The following is a 19,513-nucleotide window of genomic DNA, read 5'->3' on the forward strand; positions in this document are numbered from 1 at the left end:
ATAAGCGAGGTTAAAAAGGTGAAAAGAGGATTTCAAATAGTTTCAAAGTATAGTGCAGAAAATTTACAACTTCCCGTTAGGGCAACTAAAAATGCTGCAGGGTATGATTTTTTTGCACGCGAAGATTTTGTATTACCAAGTATCTGGAAATTAAACTTTATAAAAATATTACATGCAATTCGTAAAAAGAGTCAATTAAGTGAAGCTGATTTTTTACAAGCTAAAAAAGTTTTAAAACCATATTTAGTACCAACAGGGATTAAAGCATATATGCAAAAAGATGAGTTTTTAATGTTGGCTAATCGATCTAGTAATCCACTGAAAAGAGGATTAATTTTACCTAATGGTGTTGGCATTATTGATGCTGATTACTACAATAATGAGTCTAATGAAGGAGAAATCTTTTTTCAATTAGTTAACTTAGGTATTCGGGATCAAGTAATCAAAAAAGGTGAGCGAGTTGGGCAAGGAATTTTTATGCCATATTTAGTGGCTGATGCTGAAAAAGCACCAACTATGGAACGAAAAGGTGGCTTTGGGTCGTCAGGTCGTTAATTATTCGAGGAGCGAGAGAAGAGGTTGAAAACAGGTGGCAAAAGTAAAAACGCAATATGTTTGTCAGAGTTGTGGATATGTTTCACCAAGATATCTTGGAAAGTGTCCTAACTGTGGTGCGTGGAATACATTAATTGAAGAAATTCAACAAAAAAAAGAGACAACTGCAAACTCCAAACCCCGTAGAACAATTGCTGGTACTAAAGTAAAGCCCCAATTAATTGATCAAGTTTCAACTAAAGAAGCGCCAAGAGTTAAAACTGAACTAAGTGAATTGAACAGAGTTCTTGGAGGCGGAATTGTACCAGGATCCTTGGTCTTGATTGGTGGAGATCCAGGAATTGGGAAATCGACATTATTGTTACAAGTTTCAGGGCAATTAGCGCACATTAAAAGTAAAGTTTTATATGTTTCAGGTGAAGAAAGTGCCACTCAAATAAAGATGCGTGCTGACCGATTAGGAATTAAAGGAAGCGAATTTTATCTTTATCCTGAGACTGATATGGATGCAATTCGCCAAAGCATAGCAGATTTAAATCCAGAATATGTTATCATTGACTCTGTCCAGACGATGCAGGAACCAGAAATGTCTTCAGCTGTAGGCAGTGTGGCACAAATTAGAGAAGTAACAGCAGATTTAATGCAACTCGCTAAAACGAATGGGATAACAATCTTTATCGTGGGTCATGTAACTAAGGGTGGAGCTATTGCAGGTCCTAAGATTTTGGAACATATGGTTGATACAGTGTTGTACTTTGAAGGTGACAAGCAAAGAACATACCGAATTTTGCGGGCGGTAAAAAACAGATTTGGTTCTACTAATGAAATCGGTATTTTTGAAATGCGTGATGGTGGGCTATATGAAGTGAATAATCCATCGGAAATTTTTCTAGAAGAGCGACTAAAAGGAGCTACAGGTTCGGCAATTGTTGCTTCACTTGAAGGAACGAGGCCTATTTTAGTTGAATTACAAGCGTTAGTAACTCCAACTGCTTTTGGCAATGCTAAACGAACTACGGCCGGCTTAGATCATAATCGTGCATCTTTAATCATGGCAGTACTTGAAAAAAGAGCAGGATTATTGTTACAGAACCAAGATGCTTATTTAAAAACAGCTGGTGGGGTAAAACTTGATGAACCAGCTATTGATTTAGCGATAGCTATAAGTATTGTATCAAGTTACCGTGATATTGAAACACGTTCGAATGATTGCTTTATCGGTGAATTAGGTTTGACTGGTGAAGTTCGCAGTGTAACTAGAATTGGTCAGAGAGTTGCAGAAGCGGAAAAACTAGGCTTTAAACGAATATTTATTCCTAAAAATAATCTAGATGGTTTAGAGTTTTCCAATAACATTCAAGTAATTGGTGTTAAAACATTGAATGAAACACTGCGATTAACTTTTAATTAGAGTGAGAGGAGCAGAATTTATGCGTAAAAAATTGATAAAAATCATTTTCGCTATTTTAGGCGTGGGAGTAGGCTATTCCTTTTTTCCAGCCATATGGCGTCTAATGAACATTAAACAAGCTTGGATAGCTAATCCAGTAATGAATATGTTCTTGGGCTTAATAATCCTATCATTAGTTGGAATGGCGCTAACTAATCCTTTAGAATTAATCATAAAAAAAATTGAGAGTGGCTTAACCCATCAAAAACCGGAGTTTCTTATTACAGAAGGTGTTTCGATTATCGTTGGCTTGATAATTGCGGCGTTAATTTCAACCCTTTTCTCGCATTCGCAATTATTCTTTTTTAATACAGTATTACCGGTTGTTTTGATGATTATCTTTGGCTACATGGGCTATGTCGTGGGGAAAACGCGTTTTAATGATTTACCGCGTCTTTTTGCGTTACGACACAAAGCAGAGACTGATGCGACTAAACAGACGCAACAAAAATCAGAAGAGACGGTTTTGGAACGGAAAGTTGACGATAATTTCCATAAATATAAGTTATTGGATACAAATATTTTGATTGATGGACGTGTGTTTGATTTAGCTAAAACTGGTTTTTTAGAAGGAACATTAATTGTACCAAATTTTGTTTTATATGAGTTACAATATATTGCGGATTCTGGTGATAGTATCAAACGTGTTCGTGGACGACGTGGTTTAGATATTTTAAACAAACTACGCTCTGAAAAAATCGTGCCACTAGAAATGTATGACGGAGACTTTGAGGATATTCAAGAAGTAGATAGCAAGCTAATTAAACTGGCAAAAATGTTAGATGCAGAGATTGTAACAAATGACTATAATTTGAACAAGGTAAGCGAATTTCAAAATGTCCGGGTTTTAAATATTAATGCCTTAGCTAAGTCCTTAAAACCACGGGTTATTCCAGGTGAAAAACTTGATGTAATGGTAATTAAAAATGGGACAGAACGACAACAAGGTGTTGCGTATCTTGACGATGGGACAATGATTGTAGTTGAAGACGGACGCTACTTTATGAACAAAACAATCGAAGTTGAGGTAACAAGTGCGTTACAAACAGATGCAGGAAGAATGATTTTTGCAAAGCCAGCACATTCACGCCGAGAATTAAATGAAAAAAATTAAATCATAGAAAGAAGACTAAATGTAGTGGGTAATAGCTGCTATATTTAGTCTTCTTTCTATAGCTAATATTCTATTTTGGGTATAAAACTATTATTCCTTGCATGGCTAACTGTAATTAGATTAATATTTAAGTTATCACTAACTAGAAGTTAGATTCGATATAGAAAATCTAAAAGGAGCAAGCTAATATGGAACAAACAAAAAAACCAGAGAAAATATCGCGCTCACGACGTAAAGCATTATTGAAACGTTTGAAAGCTGAAATAGGAATTTATCAACGTGACTTATACTTAGCAGCTTTTCTAGGCTGGTTACAGTTTTTAACACGAATTGCTTCATTTTATCTAATTGCACAAATTATTGCGCAACTTTTTTTAGAGAAGAAAATTAATATCGGGGTCTTTTTTTGGCAATTAGTAATTCTAAGTGTTTTTGGATTTGGAGTAGCACTTTTAGCCCGTAAATATCAAGGAACGGCTTCGCAGTATGCGCGAAATAATTTGAAACAACGTTTTTTTGAAGTGTTTCAGAAACATAGTGGCGAATTTGAGCATAAAACTTCTGTAGCAGATATATTAACAATCGCCTCCCAAGGAATTGATACTTTGGACACATATTTTAATCGATATTTGACTAGTTCGCTAAGAACATATTTTAATTGTGCAACGGTGTTAGTTATTGTTGCTATTATTTTTCCGCTAGGTGGGTTAATCTTTTTAATTTGTTTACCTTTTATTCCAATTTCAATTGTTTTTATGCAAAAAAGATCGCGTAAAATAATGCAACATTATTGGGCGACCTATATGGATGTAGGTAATTTATTTATAGATGATTTGAAGGGAATGAATACATTATATACTTATAATGTAGATGAAAAGTATGCAAAGAGTTTTGTCAAAAAAGCAGAACAGTTCAGACTCTCAACGATGGAGTTATTAAAATTTCAATTACAATCTGTAGGTTATATGGATGGAGTTATGTATATTGGAGTAGGTGTTTCCGGCTTTTTTGCAGTTTTAGCTTTAGCTCATGGACAATTGTCCTTAGCAAGCTTATTGTTTTTTGTTTTAATTGCAGCAGAATTTTTCGCGCCTATTCGAGAATCTGGATATGGTATGCATTTAGTAATGATGAATACACGAATGGCTGACAGAATATATAGTTTTTTAGATAGTGTAGACGAAATTGATAAAGAAGTAAAAACAGAGAATTTAGAGGATGATATTAAACAAATAGAGCTTAAAAACTTGAGCTTTAGCTATGATAACAATGAAATCTTGAAGAAGATAACCGTTAAAATCAAAAAAGGGAACATTTTTGCAATTGCAGGTGAAAGTGGGTTAGGCAAAACGACGTTAGCTAAGTTAATTCAAAAGCAACTAAAGCCAACAGAAGGGGAAATTTTATTTAACACGCAGGATATTGCGAAAGTTGATGTACAAATGGTTCAACAAAAAGTATTGTATGTATCTCCCGATTCATATTTGTTTAATACAAGTATTTACGAAAATTTGACATTGGGGACAACAAAGAACAAAAAAGAACTTCTAGACTGGTTAAAAGAAAAAAATTTATTAGCGTTTGTAGATAAATTGCCTGAAGGAATAGATACTAGAGTAGGCGAGAATGGAAAATTATTATCTCCGGGGCAAAGACAACAAATTATTTGTGCACGTGCTTTATTAGCGCAAAGATCAATTTATATTTTTGATGAAATGACTTCAAGCGTAGATAGCGAAACGGAACAAATATTATTCGATTACATTAAATTAACAGCAGAAAATGCAATTGTGGTATTTATTTCGCATAAAATGCGGCAAGTTATTCAAGCTGATGAAGTTCTCTTTATTAATAAAAAACGGGAAAATACAGTAGGACAACCCCAAAAAGTATTAGAATCTGTATCCGAGTTTAAGCAATTGGTTGAAACACAAAATAGATTGGAGGCGATATTACATGAATAATCCAGCTGAAATTTCTACTAGAAGATTAGTTAAGAGAATGATGGGGTTAGTTAAACATTTAAAATTGCAAATAGGTATCGCTGTCGTGTTTGCTGTACTGGGTTTTTTAGCGACTATCCTAATTCCAAGTATAATTGTTGATTTAGGCTTTAAGGGTTTAGCGGGTAAGGTGCCACAAATAACAATGCTATTAGTATTGTTTTGTTTAGGCGTTTTGCGTGGCTTATTCAGATATGGCGAACATTACTTTGGTCATTACGTAGCATTTAAAACGTTAGCAAACTTCAGAAAATTAGTGTTTCAAAAATTACAACGGTTAGCGCCAGCTAAATTAGATAATCAAGACAGTGGTAGTATGTTAAAAATGATTAGTGAAGATATTGAAGCACTTGAGGTCTTTTTTGCACATACCATTCCGCCAATATTAACAGCAAGTAGCATAACGTTAATTTTGACACTGTATTTTTGGAATGTAGCACCTAGTTTAGCTATTATTGGTCTTATAACATATGCTATTTTAGCGGTTGGGTTACCTAAAGTATTTGCAGCTTATTTGCAACCGCTACTGAAAAAACAAGCTATAGCGAGAAAAAAATATATTTCATATTTTTCTGATAGCCTACAAGGCATGAAAGAATTAGTTCAGTTTAAGCAAACGCAACGATATTTTAATTTGTTAACAACTAAAAGCAAACAAGTAAATGCACAAGAAAAAGATGTTTCAGTTGCTCAATATCTGCAATCTGCAGTGACCTTTCTTGTGATTGGATTAGCCTTAATTGTTTTTGCTAGTTTAACTCTTTTAGGGATTGAACATGAAACTATTAATTTGCAAAAAGGAGTTACCGCAATTATAATTTTCGCAACTTCATTTGCACCATACCTTGAACTAAGCAGATTACCCCTAGGCTTTAAAAGGGCAATAAATGCAGCGCGACAGGTTTTTGTGTTACTGGATGAACCTGAATTTAATAAAGACGGGGTGGCCTTTAATGAATCAATTGATGAGTTAGAACTTAATAAAATTGCTTTTGCATATCCAACACGAAAGCAAGCTATTTTTGAAGATGTAAGTGCAACTTTTGAAAAGCATAAGATTATTGGGCTAATTGGACCATCGGGCTCAGGTAAAAGTACATTAATGAAACTAATCATGCGTTGGTATAATGTAACTAACGGTGAAATTAAACTAAATAAGCACGATTTAAAACAATATAATGCTAAAGATATTCAACAACATATAGCATATATTCCGCAAATACCGCAAATTTTCAAGCAAACAATTCGTGAAAACTTAACTTTTGGAAATGTAGCTATTACAGATGAGCAAATATTAGTTGCAGCACAAAAATGTCATATAAAAGAAAAAGTCCTTGCAACCAAACAAGGATTAGACACTATTATTTCAAGCGAACAAAAAATCTTTTCTGCAGGAGAATTGCAACGGCTTGAATTGACACGAGCGTTATTAAAAAATGCAGACTGTTATGTATTTGATGAGCCAACCAGTAATTTAGATTCACTTAATGAAGCCGCATTTTTACAAGTTATTCGTGATCAGTGTAAAGGCTATGTTTTCTTAATATCACATAGACCTAGCACAGTAGCTTGTAGTGATGTCATTTATAAAATAGTTGATAAAAAACTTATTCGGACAAAATAGTAAATAATGTTTAGATGTAATTGCTGTAAAAATCTTTGAAAGAAAAGAGAAATGACTAATGTAAAAGAAAACTATTTCTTTTTACGTCTTTTCATTGTATTATATAACAGGTATAGGGATTGTTAATGAAACAATCCTAATTGAAATTAATAGAAAGAGGCGTTTAATTTGGCAAAAAATAAAATTCGTGTTCGCTATGCTCCTAGTCCTACCGGACATTTGCATATTGGTAATGCACGAACAGCATTATTTAATTATTTGTTTGCAAGACATAATAAAGGAACTTTTGTAATCAGAATCGAGGATACTGATTTAAAAAGAAATATTGCTGACGGTGAGAAAAGCCAATTAGACAATTTAAAGTGGTTAGGTATGGATTGGGATGAAGGTCCTGATAAACCAGGTGATTATGGTCCTTATCGTCAATCAGAACGAAAAGCTATCTACACACCACTAATCCAAGAATTAGTAGATAAAGATTTAGCATATGAATCATATATGACTGAAGAAGAGTTAGCTGCACAACGTGAAGAACAAAAGGCTAATGGTGAAGCTCCTCGCTATGTTTATGAATACGAAGGCATGACTGCTGAAGAAATTACAGCTAAGCAAACAGAAGCAAAGCAAAAAGGCTTAAAACCAGTAATCAGAATTCGCGTTCCACAGGATAAAACTTATGAATGGAATGATATTGTTAAAGGCAATATCAGTTTTAAAGCTAGTACTATCGGGGGCGATTTCGTTATTCAAAAACGAGATGGCATGCCAACGTATAATTTTGCGGTTGTTGTTGATGATCATTTGATGGAAATAACCCATGTTTTAAGAGGCGATGATCATGTGGCTAATACACCTAAGCAATTAGTTGTTTATGAAGCCTTTGGTTGGAAAGCGCCTGAATTTGGACATATGTCGTTGATTATTAATACAGAAACAGGCAAAAAATTGAGTAAACGTGATGAAACTGTTTTGCAGTTTATTGAACAATATCGTAAGCTTGGTTATTTACCAGATGCAATGTTTAATTTCATTACTTTACTTGGTTGGTCGCCGGTTGGTGAAGATGAAATATATACACGCCAAGAATTTATTAAGATGTTTGATCCTAAACGCTTAAGTAAATCACCAGCTGCTTTTGATGGCAAAAAGCTTGAATGGATTAATAACCAGTATGTTAAGAGTGCAGGTGAAGATGAAATTGTACATTCCGCATTATTGCAGTTGATTGATGCAGGAAAAATTGAAGCTAATCCAGATGCACAAAAAATTGAATGGGCCCGTAAATTAATTAGTCTATATAAGCATCAAATGTCATATACAGGACAAATTGTAGAAATGGCAGATGTTTTCTTTGAAAATCCTCCTGCTTTAACGGAAGATGCTAAAAAAGAATTGGCTGAAGAATCAGCTAAAACGGTCTTAAATCTTTTTGCACAAAAGATTAATGAATTACCATTGTTCGATGGTGTTTCTATTATGGCTGCAATTAAAGAAATTCAAAAAGAAACAAAAATTAAAGGACGCAAGTTGTATATGCCAATTCGAATTGCAACTACGCGTGAAATGCACGGTCCTGAATTAGCACCGTCAATTGAATTGTTAGGTCGTCAAAAAGTCTTAAATCATTTAAACCAAACGTTGGCTGAAATATAAAACTTGAATGTAGAGTTACTGTGATTTATAAGACGTTTTGATGTGAGTTATGCAAGGTAACTAAATTTTGTATTTATGCTTATCTAAGATTTTCATAATCAAATACTATTAGTTGAATTATTGAGAGATACATAGAAAGTTGTTTTTTATGTATCTCTTCTTTTATTGTTATTTAACATGCTATAATAATAGTTAATATTATTTATTTGTAAAGAAAGGGACGTTATATCTTTATAACAGGTGCATTGTTGTATGATACAATTTTATAATACATTAACGAAGAAAAAAGAAGAATTTAAGCCAATAAAAAAGGGACAAGTTTTGATGTATGTCTGTGGCCCAACTGTATATAATTATATTCATGTTGGAAATGCGCGTAGTGCAATTGCATTTGATACAGTACGTCGTTATTTTGAATTTCGAGGCTATCAAGTAAAATATGTTTCAAATTTTACAGATGTAGATGATAAAATTATTCGCGCAAGTCAGGAACTAGGAATCAGCGTCAAGGAAGTAACTGACAAATTTATTGCTGCCTTTTATGAAGATACAGCTGCTTTGAACGTTAAAAAGGCAACTCTAAATCCCCGTGTGATGGATACAATGGATGATATTATTGCCTTTGTTCAAGCCTTAGTAAAAAAAGATTTTGCTTATGAATCACAAGGTGATGTTTATTATCGCGCGCGTAAGTTTAAAAACTATGGTAAATTATCAGGACAATCAGTTGATGATTTGGAGTTAGGCGCAAGTCAACGTGTAGCAAGTACTGATCAAAGCAAAAAAGAGGATCCATTAGATTTTGCCCTTTGGAAAGCTGCAAAACCAAATGAAATTTCATGGCAATCACCATGGGGAATGGGTAGACCTGGGTGGCATATTGAATGTTCTGTGATGGCAACTAAGTATTTAGGTGAGACCATTGATATTCATGCAGGTGGTCAAGACTTAGAATTTCCACATCATGAGAATGAAATTGCACAAAGTGAAGCTAGAACAGGAAAACAATTTGCGCGCTACTGGATGCACAATGGATTTGTTACTATTGGTGATGATGATGAAAAAATGAGCAAGTCATTAGGCAATTTTGTAACGGTGCACGATATAATAAAAAAAGTAGACCCACAAGTAATAAGATTCTTAATGGCCACTACGCAATATCGACGTCCAATTCGCTATAATCATGACAACCTGGAAGAGGCTAAAAACAATTTAACGAAATTGAAAACGGCGGTTGCCAATGTTCGCTTTAGGCAAAAAGATGCAAGTGATGGAGTTCTTGAAAAAGAAATTGTAGCTGCATTTGAACAAAATAAACAAAAATTTATTACGGCAATGGATGATGATTTTAATGCCCAAAATGGGATTGCAGTAGTATATGAAATGGCTAAACAATTAAATGTTTACGCCGAAAGAAAAACGGTTGAAGAAAAAACACTCAACTATTTATTAACTGAATTCAATAAAATTATTAGTATATTTGGAATTGAATTTGCGGATGAAAATGTTACTGATAGTGTGATTGAAAACTTAATAGAAGAACGTTATCTAGCTCGTGAAAAGAAAGATTTTGCACGAAGTGATGAAATAAGAGATGAACTAAAGAAAAAGGGAATTGTCTTGGAAGATACCCCGCAAGGAACAAGATGGAAGAGGATTTAATGACAGCAGATTATCAACAAATGAATGGAATTGCATTAGCTTATATGGGTGATGCAATCTATGAAGTGTATATAAGACGACATTTATTAGAAGAAGGGCTAACTAAACCCACTAAGTTACATCATACAGCAACGCACTTTGTTTCGGCAAAGGCCCAGGCTTTTTTGATTGAAAAAATGCAAGAACAAGAACTTTTATCGGCAACAGAAGAGGAATTTTTCAAAAGAGGTAGAAATGCCAAAAGTCATACATCAGCTAAAAACACAGCAATAATGACATATAGAATTTCAACGGGTTTTGAAGCATTATTTGGGTACTTATATTTGAGTGGACAAGAAGAACGTTTAGATCAGTTGGCTCAATGGTGCATAACCACAGTAGAAAGAGAAGGTAAAAAATAGATGCAGGAAGAAGCTAAGCAGCAGGATTTTGTTATAGGTCGTCATCCAGCAGTTGCAGCACTAAAAGGTGAGCAAGCGGTTAACAAAGTTTTTGTGCAAACAGGATTAAAGTCTGATGCAATTCATGAAATTGTTAAATTAGCAAAACAAAAAAAAGTTATTGTTTCGCAGGTTCCTAAAGCAAAATTAGATTTGTTAGCAGATGGACAAAATCATCAAGGGGTTATTGTTGCTGTTGCGGCTTATGAATACTCTAGCTTAGAGAATTTATTTGCTATAGCAAAAAGCCGTGAAGAAGCACCATTTTTCTTAATCTTAGATGAAATTGAAGATCCGCATAACTTGGGCTCAATTATGCGTACTGCGGATGCTGTGGGTGTGCATGGTATTATTATTCCCAAAAGACGTGCAGTGCAGTTAACGTCTACGGTAGCTAAAACATCGACTGGGGCAATTGAATATGTACCTGTTGTTAGAGTAACTAACCTAGTCCAAACAATTAATGAATTAAAAAAACAAGGTGTTTGGATTTTTGGGACTGATGTCAAGGGACGTGACTTTAGAACATGGGACGCTAAGGGACCTGTTGCCCTAGTTATTGGCAATGAAGGGAAAGGTATCTCACCATTAGTGAAAAAAACATGTGATGAAATGTTAACTATTCCAATGGTTGGACATGTTCAAAGCCTTAATGCGAGTGTTGCAAGTAGTCTTTTGATTTATCAAGGGTTTACAACAAGAGGTAGTTAGCATGAAAAAGCAAATATTGATTGTGGATGCTTATAATATGATAGGTAATTGGCCTAATTTAGATAAACTCAAAAAATCCAATCAGTTAGAAGAAGCACGTAATGAGCTATTAAGAATATTATCTAATTATCATAAACAAAGTAATTCAGAAATAATTGTCGTATTTGATGCAATGTTTGTCCCTGGTATCTCACATAGTTATAAAGAGTTCAATCTTGAAGTGGTATGGACAGATGAAGGACAGACGGCAGATAGTTATATTGAAGCGCTAGCTGGTAGATTACAGGATCGGCTAACACAAGTAACTGTTGCAACAAGTGATCAAGCTGAACAATGGACAATTTTTTCGCAAGGGGCGTTACGAAAACCAGCTTGGGAGTTGTTTCAAGATATTAAGCGTGCTAATAAAGAGGTTCATGCAACGGCACGTCGCTATCAAGATCAAAACTTAGTGCGACATTCACCATGGGATAATGGGCAACTTGAGAAACTGGCACAGTTGCGTGATGATTTGACTACCAAAAAGTAAAAAGGTTGACAGTTTATAAAAAAACATGATAGAGTTAGCATGATTAAATAGAAGGAGAATGAAGATGTCTAAGAAAAAAATTGCTCTGGCATGTTCAGTTTGTGGTTCACGTAATTATACAATTACAGAGAACCTTAATCGCGTTGAACGTTTAGAAGTTAAAAAATTCTGTAGGTATTGCAATCAGCATACGCTTCACCGTGAAACGAAGTAAAATGTAGTTTGTGAATGATTGCGGAGGGATTATTAAATGAAGTTTATGAAGAGCGTTGTTAAAACAATGAAAGAAACAACATGGTTAAATGCCAAGGAAACACGTCGCGATACAACAACGGTGGTTGTTATGTCAGTAATGTTTATCCTTTTCTTTGCAGGAATTGATTATTTGATTCAAGCAGCTTTAAACTTGCTTTAAAAGACATGTAATTAATGAAATTTGGTAATGAGTTGAAGAAAAGCGTTTGCTAATGTAGACTCTTTTTGATATACTACAAAGTGTAGAGGGACTTCGCGTTAACGTGAGGTTTTTTATTTTGATTAAAAACAAATGTGGTTAATATTAAGGAGTAATATATAAATTATGGTAGAATCAAACGAAAAGAAATGGTATGTGTTGCATACCTATGCTGGATATGAAAACAAAGTAAAAGAAAACTTGGAATCTCGTGCGCAATCAATGGGAATGGAAGATAACATTTTTAGAGTAGTTGTTCCCGAAGAAGAAAAAAAAGAGAAGACAAAAACTGGTAAAGAAAAAATTGAAAAACTAAAGACTTTTCCAGGGTACGTTCTAGTTGAGATGGTTATGACAGATCAATCATGGTATGTGGTACGTAACACGCCAGGAGTTACAGGCTTTGTTGGTTCACATGGTGCAGGTAGTAAGCCAGCACCATTATTGGATGAAGAAATTCAAAGTATTTTACATGAAATTGGAATGAGTTCGCTTCATGCAGATTTAGATTTAGAAAAAGGCGAATCAGTAACGATTGTTGATGGACCATTTACAGGGTTAGTTGGAAAGATAACAAATATAGATACAGAGAAAATGAAGATAACAGTTACTGTAGATATGTTTGGCCGAGATACATCTACAGAATTGGATTATGACCAAGTTGAAAAATTGGTGTAATAGACATATTTTGAAGGGAAGCGGTACTATGCAAAAAAGAAAGTTATGCACCTATAGCATCTTTTTTACAGGAGTAGCGTTTTTTTTGTATTGTTGGCATAAATTGGGGAGTCCTGATTTAAGGGTAAAGAAGCAAATAAAAAATGAAACGCCAACCTTGTTTATTCATGGTTATAGCGGAAGTAGACTTTCTCTTGGCCCGATGATTAAGCGATTTAGTAAATATGGATGGGGTAAAAAGTCTGCGGTGATTGTCGTTGGCAATCGTGGCAAGATAAAAATTACTGGGAACCCAGCAATAAAAGGCGGATTAATTCAGGTTTTATTTGCCAAAAGTCGAATGCCAGTTAATGTTCAAAGTACATGGTTATATCATTTAATGAAGCTACTATATACGAAATATCAGATTAAAGAAGTTAATTTTATCGCCCATTCTCAAGGTGGGGTAACTGTTTTACATTATTTGAGTCAACATGCTTTTGATACAGAAGTAGCGCATGTAAAAAAGGTAGTGACATTAGGTGCGCCCTTTAATGATTTTGAAACAGGTAAAACAACTCGAGTAATTGAAAGAAATACGTTTGAGACGTTAACACCATTATTTCAAAAAATAAAACAACATAGTTGGCGCTTTACGCATGATGTTGAATTTATGAATATTGCTGGAGACAAGACGGATGGAAGTACTTCGGACGGTGAAGTAGCAGTTATTTCAGTTCAAGCATTACGCTATATCTTGCAAGGAGCACTGCATAATTACCACGAATTTATAATAACAGGCAAAAGAGCAGGACATAGGAACCTACATGAGAATCAGCAAGTTGACAAGCTAATTGGAAGATTTTTATTTTCGGTTGAAGTTGATAAATAACTTGCAAACATATAGCTGACATGCTATATTATATTGGTATGTTTTGATCATACTCGTGGGAGGTCAAATTTTAAGACCATCCGAACCACACACGGAATACAAGGAGGTTTTTACCGTGGCAAAAAAAGTAATCAATGTTGTTAAGTTACAGATTCCTGCAGGGAAAGCAACTCCAGCTCCACCAGTTGGTCCAGCCTTGGGTCAAGCAGGTATTAACATCATGGGCTTCACAAAAGAATTTAACGCTCGTACAGCTGATCAAGCTGGGATGATTATTCCAGTTGTAATCAGTGTTTATGAAGACCGTTCATTTGATTTTATTACAAAGACACCACCTGCTGCTGTTTTACTTAAAAAAGCTGCAGGTGTTGAAAAAGGTTCCGGCGAACCTAACACTAAGAAAGTTGCTACAGTTACAAAAGCACAAGTTAAGGAAATCGCTGAAACAAAAATGCAAGATCTAAACGCTGCAGATGTAGAAGCTGCAATGCGCATGATTGAAGGTACTGCACGAAGCATGGGCTTTGTTGTAGAAGACTAGTTTTATTCTTTCTACGGCCATGCTTCTCGGTCGGATACTTTGCGAAAGCAAATGTATCAAGTGGGAGGTATATCCGATAGACCACATATTGCAAGGAGGAAATTCACTAATGGCTAAAAAGAAAAGCAAGAAATATTTAGAAGCTGCAAAGCAAGTTGAAGCAGGTAAAACATATACTGCTGATGAGGCTATTGAATTAGTCAAGAAAATTGATTTCGCTAAATTTGATGCAACAGTTGAAGTAGCATTTAATTTAAATGTTGATACGAAACAAGCTGACCAACAACTACGTGGGGCAGTTGTGTTACCAAATGGTACAGGTAAAGACCAAAAGGTTATTGTTTTTGCTAAAGGACCAAAAGCTAAGGAAGCACAAGAAGCTGGTGCAGATGTAGTTGGTGACGATGATTTAGTACAACAAATTCAAGATGGTTGGTTGGACTTTGATGTTGCAATCGCTACACCTGATATGATGGCCCAAGTTGGTCGTTTAGGTCGTGTATTAGGACCTAAAGGCTTGATGCCTAACCCTAAGACAGGAACTGTTACAATGGATGTTACAAAAGCTGTTTCAGAATCAAAAGCAGGTAAAGTAACTTACCGGACAGACCGTGATGGTAACGTTCATGTTCCTTTAGGAAAAGTTTCCTTTACAAAAGAAGCTTTAGAAGGTAACTTCAAGACAATTTATGACGTAGTTGCAAAGGCACGTCCTGCAGCTGTTAAAGGTCAATATATTAAGCATGTATCATTTACAACTACTTTTGGACCTAGCGTTACAGTTGATTTAGCTTCACTTTAATTGATAGATTATGATAAAAGTCATTTAATGGTTTTTAAAACCTGAAGTGAACCCACAAGTTTGGACAACTAAATTAAGCTGCTAACTGATTGGCAAGTTCTCGGTATTGTACCGGTGACTTGCCTTTTAGTTTGGTCCTGATTCTACGGTTATTATAAAATTCAATCCATTCAGTCATCGCTTGCGCGAGACTCTCTGAATTTTCGAAGTGTTCATCCATCATCTCTGCTTTCATGAGATGAAAAAATGATTCCATGGCGGCGTTATCTAAGCAAGTCGCCTTACGGGACATACTCTGAAAGGTATGATGAGTTTTAAGTGTTTTTTGCCACTGTTTATGTTGATACTGAAATCCTTGATCTGTGTGTACCGTTGTTCTATAAGGAAGCTCAGGTAATCCATCTAATGCTTCTTTTAGTGGTTTCAACGCAAATTCAAGAGTTGGGTGTGCACTAATGTTAAATGCCAAAATTTCACCCGAAAATAAATCCATGATGGGTTCTAAATAGATTCGCTCACTTTGACTCATCTGACCGTATCGAAATTCACTAACGTCGGCGACGAGTTTTTGATATGGTCGATCTGTCTTGAATCGGCGGTGTAACTTATTTTTGGCTATTCTACCAACAGTTCCTTTGTATGAGTTATATTTGCGAGTTTGCTTATTAAAGGCCTGACATGTCCAGCCTTGCTCCTTCATAATTCGGAGGACGCGTTTATGATTAACTTTAAATCCCTGTTCATGCATAACTAACGTTATGCGACGGTAACCGTATTTTTGAGTATACTTGGCATCTGTTTGCCGAATTTCATCAATGGCTTGGATAACCTGGTCATCCTCATATTTTCGTCCCAGACTGTGCTTAGTGTAATAGTACGTGCTACGTGGTACCTTAACGGCTTTAAGGATAAAACTAATCGACGTTTTGAAGACCCGCCTCAGATCATCAATTAAGGTCACGGTTTCTCGTGAGCTGATTTTTCGTGATCTAAGGCATCGAGTTTTTTTAAAAATTCGTTCTCGATTCTTAACATCTTGTTTTCTTGCTTGAGTTGCTTTAACTCATTTTTATCGTGGCGTGCTTGGATTTGTGCCGTTGTGGGTTTGGTCACTTTTTTATGTTTAGACATAGTCTTTGGATTTCCTCTCACTCTATTTAGTCCACTGAGCCCCTCTAAATCAAACTTTCTTTGCCATTGCCAGATAGTACTTGGTGAAGAGAGGTTGAAATGTAGTGCTGTTTCTGGAAGCGAAGCTTTGTGCTGTTGTTTCCAGTTTAATACTTCTATCTTGAATTCACTAGAGTATTCCAAATTCATAGGTTTCGGTTTTAATCCTGCAATGCCAAAACGATTAAAGCGATGAACCCATAGGAGAATCGTTTCATTGTTGGCAATATGGTATTTTCTGGCCAATTGAATGGAACTAATACCCGTTAAATATTGTGTCACAATAGAAATCCGTAACTCTAAATTAAATTTAGTCATAGTAAAACCCCCGAGATTGTTGTCCAATCTCGGGGGTTCACTTCAACCATAAATGGCTTTTTTTATAATTGATGTATTTATTTTTTGAAATTACTTGACGTAGTTAAATAGAAATGATATGCTATTGAAGGTCAATTTTTTAAATATGATTCTACCGAAGACTCAGGTGGTGAAAACCTTAATATCCTGCCGAGGAGATTTTAACTAACTCTCTCTCTATGTCTTCGTGAACATAGGGCTTTTTTATTTTAAAAAGCCTTGACACAATGACTAGGAGGTGAATCTAAAGTGAGTGAAAAGATTATTGCGCAAAAGGCTGCCATTGTTGATGAAGTAGTTGAAAAATTTCAAAAGGCTGTTTCAATCGTGGTTGTTGATTATCGTGGATTAACAGTTGAACAAGTAACAAGTTTACGTAAAGACTTACGTGAAGCTGGCGTAGAGATGCGTGTTATCAAGAACACATATTTGAAACGTGCTGCTGATAAAGCTGGTTATGAAGGACTTGATGAAACATTTACAGGCCCTACAGCTGTAGCATTTTCTTCAGAAGACGTTGTTGCTCCAGCTCGTATCATGGCTAAGTATGCAGATGATATTGAAGCATTGGAAATCAAAGGTGGTATGATTGAAGGTAAGGTTGCTTCCTTGGAAGAAATCAATGCCCTTGCAAAACTACCAAGTCGCGAAGGTATGCTTTCAATGTTACTTTCAGTATTACAAGCTCCTGTTCGCAACGTCGCTTATGCAGTTAAAGCAGTTGCTGACAGCAAGGATGAAGATGCTGCATAATTGCATGTATGTTTGTTCAAAAAACTAATAATATAATACCTAAATGGAGGATATCAAAATGGCATTAGATACAGAAAAAATTATTGCTGACTTAAAAGAAGCTAGCATTCTTGAATTAAACGACTTAGTAAAAGCTATCGAAGAAGAATTCGGTGTTTCAGCAGCTGCTCCTGTTGCAGCTGCTGGTGCAGCAGCTGCTGATGGCGCTGCTGAAAAATCAGAATTTGATGTTGAATTAACATCAGCTGGTTCTGCTAAAGTTAAGGTTATCAAAGCAGTTAAGGACGCTACAGGTCTTGGCTTGAAAGATGCTAAAGGTTTAGTTGATGGCGCACCATCAGTTATCAAAGAAGCACTTGCTAAAGATGAAGCAGAAGAACTTAAAGCTAAACTTGAAGAAGTTGGCGCTACTGTTACACTTAAGTAGTAAATCAATTAAATTTGAGAGTGAAAGTCCTATAAAGCTATCTTTTATTGCGATAAATGAATTTAATTTAGTTTAAAAATATATGCTTTCCTACCAAAAGTCCTGCCAAAAATTGATTGGTAGGGTTTTTGCTTTAGATGTTGATATAAAGGGTAATTAGACCCTACTTTATGTTTGAAAAACACTACTATTAGATTTTGAATATAAAATTTTTTCAATTAAAATTGAAGCGGACACTTATAAAAATAAGCCCTCAACCAACTAAGGTTAAGGGCTTTTTGTGGTCAATCAACAAATAAATCGGATTGCCCATCTTCACGCAAACTTAAACAATCATTGTCTGTAACAATAAAAGAGTCAATTAATGACATTTCTAATAGCTCACATGCCTGACTTATTCTATGTGTTGCCACTAAATCATTAGAACTTGGCATGAGTTCACCACTTGGATGATTATGTGCGATAATAATGCTTTTTGCGTTACATAACAAAGCATGTTGCATGATAGTTCTAGTAAAATATGCAGAACTATCAATATCACCATCCCAATGAGCTTGAGCAATGACATTTAGTTTGACATCTAAAAATAGGACTTCAAAAATTTCGAAAGCACTAGATCCAATTAAAGTTTGAACATAGTTACCAGTTGATTGTGAATTTAATGCTTTGTAGAAAATTGGTAGATCTTCTCTAACTTGTCTTATACCAATAAGTGATTGGATTTTTAAAATAGTTGGTTGTGATTCTGTTGTAATTTTTTTGGACATATCATATTTCCCCTTTGTTCTATATTTTTATTGGAGAAAAGAGTCATCTTTGATGACTAAATTATACTTGTGTTCATATTGAGCAGAAAATAAATTATGAAGCAACTATAGTAAAAAAAATCTTGATTTTAACAATCAAGATTCTTAATGCTAATCAAGCGTGCTTGGAGTTAAGCAAACAACTAGGACAAATGAATTGTCTGATAAGTCTTGATAACAATTCCAAAGGCGTTCATCAACTGGTGTTTTTTTTAAATATTGAGTAATTGCTTCGATGTGATTCTTAAGTTCTTGTTCAGAAAAGAAAACGTGTTGTGATAATTGAAGTGATTTTATCTGTAGTGGAGAAAGAGATAAGCCTGCTTGTAATTTTAAATCCTCGATAATTTCCTCAATCATTTCTTGTTCTCTAATTTTTTGTAACATAAAAAAACCTCCTAAAATTTAAACTTCTACGAGGTAAAAAAGGTGTCTTTGACACCTTCAGTGAAAAAATTATTTATTGTATTTTAAAATTTTTAGAATTGATTTAGAGATTTCTGAGCGTTCATTCTCAGGAATTTTTTTTAGGTATTTTAGTAATTCTATTGTATCTGGATCATCTAGTTTGTTATCGGTAAATAAATCAGCTAAATCTAAATTTAAGGCATTGGCTACATCAGCTAGTTTTGCAATGCGTGCATTTGCAATGTTGTTTCGTTCAAGTCGGGAAATATAGCTATCAGAAACTTCTGCTTTTTCAGCTAGTTTTTCTATTGTTAAGCCTTGTTTTTCTCGACATTCGCGAATGATTTTGCCTACTGATTTAATCATTTCAATCCTCCTTAGTGTTCTTTTAATTCAACTGTAAGGAAATAATGTTCATTTATACATGGCTAAAAAGCCTCTTTTTATTAAAAAATATGGCTTTTAAATAAAAATAGAGTATAATAATTTTAGAAAAGGATTTTTA

The 19,513-nt window shown here is 34.8% G+C and carries 23 protein-coding genes and 1 other annotated feature; of the genes, 18 read left to right on the top strand and 5 right to left on the bottom strand.

Features of this window, described 5'->3' with window-relative positions; all coding sequences use genetic code 11:
• The first annotated feature begins 18 nt into the window (after positions 1–18).
• From LB941_RS09250 to rplA, 16 genes are all read left to right on the top strand, one after another.
• Positions 19–555, top strand: a complete 537-nt coding sequence (locus LB941_RS09250; RefSeq protein ID WP_253361466.1) for a dCTP deaminase/dUTPase family protein — start codon at positions 19–21, stop codon at positions 553–555.
• Positions 556–589: 34 nt separating this feature from the next.
• Positions 590–1,966, top strand: a complete 1,377-nt coding sequence (gene radA, locus LB941_RS09255) for a DNA repair protein RadA (protein WP_253361468.1) — start codon at positions 590–592, stop codon at positions 1,964–1,966.
• A 19-nt stretch (positions 1,967–1,985) separates the two neighbouring features.
• Positions 1,986–3,119 (top strand): PIN/TRAM domain-containing protein, encoded by a 1,134-nt coding sequence (locus LB941_RS09260; RefSeq protein WP_253361470.1) that lies wholly within the window; start codon positions 1,986–1,988, stop codon positions 3,117–3,119.
• 188 nt (positions 3,120–3,307) lie between these two features.
• Positions 3,308–5,083 (top strand): ABC transporter ATP-binding protein/permease, encoded by a 1,776-nt coding sequence (locus LB941_RS09265; RefSeq protein WP_253361472.1) that lies wholly within the window; start codon positions 3,308–3,310, stop codon positions 5,081–5,083.
• Positions 5,076–6,746, top strand: coding sequence for an ABC transporter ATP-binding protein (locus LB941_RS09270; protein WP_253361474.1), 1,671 nt, complete (start codon positions 5,076–5,078; stop codon positions 6,744–6,746). The genes LB941_RS09265 and LB941_RS09270 overlap by 8 nt, the downstream gene beginning before the upstream one ends.
• A 168-nt stretch (positions 6,747–6,914) precedes the next feature.
• Complete coding sequence (gene gltX, locus LB941_RS09275) at positions 6,915–8,399, top strand: glutamate--tRNA ligase (RefSeq protein WP_253361476.1); 1,485 nt, start codon at positions 6,915–6,917, stop codon at positions 8,397–8,399.
• Between the two features lie 252 nt (positions 8,400–8,651).
• The gene (gene cysS, locus LB941_RS09280) at positions 8,652–10,061 is read left to right on the top strand and encodes a cysteine--tRNA ligase (RefSeq protein ID WP_253361478.1); all 1,410 of its coding nucleotides are present in this window, start codon (positions 8,652–8,654) and stop codon (positions 10,059–10,061) included.
• On the top strand, positions 10,061–10,462 hold the full coding sequence (locus LB941_RS09285) for a Mini-ribonuclease 3 (protein WP_253361480.1): 402 nt from the start codon (positions 10,061–10,063) through the stop codon (positions 10,460–10,462). Before cysS ends, LB941_RS09285 begins: the two co-directional genes overlap by 1 nt.
• Positions 10,463–11,212, top strand: a complete 750-nt coding sequence (gene rlmB, locus LB941_RS09290; protein ID WP_253361482.1) for a 23S rRNA (guanosine(2251)-2'-O)-methyltransferase RlmB — start codon at positions 10,463–10,465, stop codon at positions 11,210–11,212.
• Position 11,213: 1 nt separating this feature from the next.
• The gene (locus LB941_RS09295) at positions 11,214–11,741 is read left to right on the top strand and encodes an NYN domain-containing protein (RefSeq protein WP_253361484.1); all 528 of its coding nucleotides are present in this window, start codon (positions 11,214–11,216) and stop codon (positions 11,739–11,741) included.
• A 64-nt stretch (positions 11,742–11,805) separates the two neighbouring features.
• The gene (gene rpmG, locus LB941_RS09300; RefSeq protein WP_253361519.1) at positions 11,806–11,955 is read left to right on the top strand and encodes a 50S ribosomal protein L33; all 150 of its coding nucleotides are present in this window, start codon (positions 11,806–11,808) and stop codon (positions 11,953–11,955) included.
• Between the two features lie 36 nt (positions 11,956–11,991).
• On the top strand, positions 11,992–12,156 hold the full coding sequence (secE, locus tag LB941_RS09305; protein WP_253361487.1) for a preprotein translocase subunit SecE: 165 nt from the start codon (positions 11,992–11,994) through the stop codon (positions 12,154–12,156).
• A gap of 165 nt (positions 12,157–12,321) precedes the next feature.
• Positions 12,322–12,873 carry a transcription termination/antitermination protein NusG gene (nusG, locus tag LB941_RS09310; RefSeq protein ID WP_253361489.1) on the top strand — a complete coding sequence of 184 codons (552 nt, stop codon included), beginning with the start codon at positions 12,322–12,324 and terminating at the stop codon, positions 12,871–12,873.
• A 28-nt stretch (positions 12,874–12,901) separates the two neighbouring features.
• Positions 12,902–13,744 (top strand): alpha/beta fold hydrolase, encoded by an 843-nt coding sequence (locus LB941_RS09315; RefSeq protein WP_253361491.1) that lies wholly within the window; start codon positions 12,902–12,904, stop codon positions 13,742–13,744.
• A gap of 115 nt (positions 13,745–13,859) precedes the next feature.
• Positions 13,860–14,285, top strand: a complete 426-nt coding sequence (rplK, locus tag LB941_RS09320; RefSeq protein WP_253361493.1) for a 50S ribosomal protein L11 — start codon at positions 13,860–13,862, stop codon at positions 14,283–14,285.
• Positions 14,286–14,394: 109 nt separating this feature from the next.
• Entirely contained in the window at positions 14,395–15,087 is a 693-nt protein-coding gene (gene rplA, locus LB941_RS09325) for a 50S ribosomal protein L1 (protein ID WP_253361495.1), read from the top strand.
• A gap of 73 nt (positions 15,088–15,160) precedes the next feature.
• On the opposite strand, the gene LB941_RS09330 is transcribed toward rplA, so the two are convergent.
• Both LB941_RS09330 and LB941_RS09335 read right to left on the bottom strand, forming a co-directional pair.
• Positions 15,161–16,102, bottom strand: a complete 942-nt coding sequence (locus LB941_RS09330) for an IS3 family transposase (RefSeq protein WP_253361522.1) — start codon at positions 16,100–16,102, stop codon at positions 15,161–15,163.
• A complete protein-coding gene (locus tag LB941_RS09335; protein ID WP_253361497.1) occupies positions 16,045–16,575 on the bottom strand; it encodes a helix-turn-helix domain-containing protein in 531 nt (176 codons plus the stop codon). Before LB941_RS09335 ends, LB941_RS09330 begins: the two co-directional genes overlap by 58 nt.
• Positions 16,576–16,711: 136 nt before the next feature.
• Positions 16,712–16,829, top strand: a sequence feature (ribosomal protein L10 leader region).
• Between the two features lie 34 nt (positions 16,830–16,863).
• Between LB941_RS09335 and rplJ the strand changes: the two genes are divergently transcribed.
• Both rplJ and rplL read left to right on the top strand, forming a co-directional pair.
• Positions 16,864–17,367 carry a 50S ribosomal protein L10 gene (gene rplJ, locus LB941_RS09340; protein WP_253361499.1) on the top strand — a complete coding sequence of 168 codons (504 nt, stop codon included), beginning with the start codon at positions 16,864–16,866 and terminating at the stop codon, positions 17,365–17,367.
• A gap of 58 nt (positions 17,368–17,425) precedes the next feature.
• On the top strand, positions 17,426–17,794 hold the full coding sequence (gene rplL, locus LB941_RS09345; RefSeq protein WP_253361501.1) for a 50S ribosomal protein L7/L12: 369 nt from the start codon (positions 17,426–17,428) through the stop codon (positions 17,792–17,794).
• Between the two features lie 284 nt (positions 17,795–18,078).
• Here the strand turns inward: rplL and LB941_RS09350 are convergent, their stop codons facing one another.
• The 3 genes from LB941_RS09350 to LB941_RS09360 all read right to left on the bottom strand — a co-directional run bounded on the left by LB941_RS09350 (position 18,079) and on the right by LB941_RS09360 (position 19,374).
• The gene (locus tag LB941_RS09350; protein WP_253361503.1) at positions 18,079–18,561 is read right to left on the bottom strand and encodes a JAB domain-containing protein; all 483 of its coding nucleotides are present in this window, start codon (positions 18,559–18,561) and stop codon (positions 18,079–18,081) included.
• 150 nt (positions 18,562–18,711) lie between these two features.
• The gene (locus LB941_RS09355) at positions 18,712–18,987 is read right to left on the bottom strand and encodes a hypothetical protein (RefSeq protein ID WP_253361505.1); all 276 of its coding nucleotides are present in this window, start codon (positions 18,985–18,987) and stop codon (positions 18,712–18,714) included.
• 69 nt (positions 18,988–19,056) lie between these two features.
• Complete coding sequence (locus LB941_RS09360) at positions 19,057–19,374, bottom strand: helix-turn-helix domain-containing protein (protein ID WP_253361507.1); 318 nt, start codon at positions 19,372–19,374, stop codon at positions 19,057–19,059.
• Between the last annotated feature and the right edge of the window lie 139 nt (positions 19,375–19,513).

This window comes from Ligilactobacillus ubinensis (assembly GCF_024160875.1).
GTDB classification, from domain to species: Bacteria; Bacillota; Bacilli; order Lactobacillales; family Lactobacillaceae; genus Ligilactobacillus; species Ligilactobacillus ubinensis.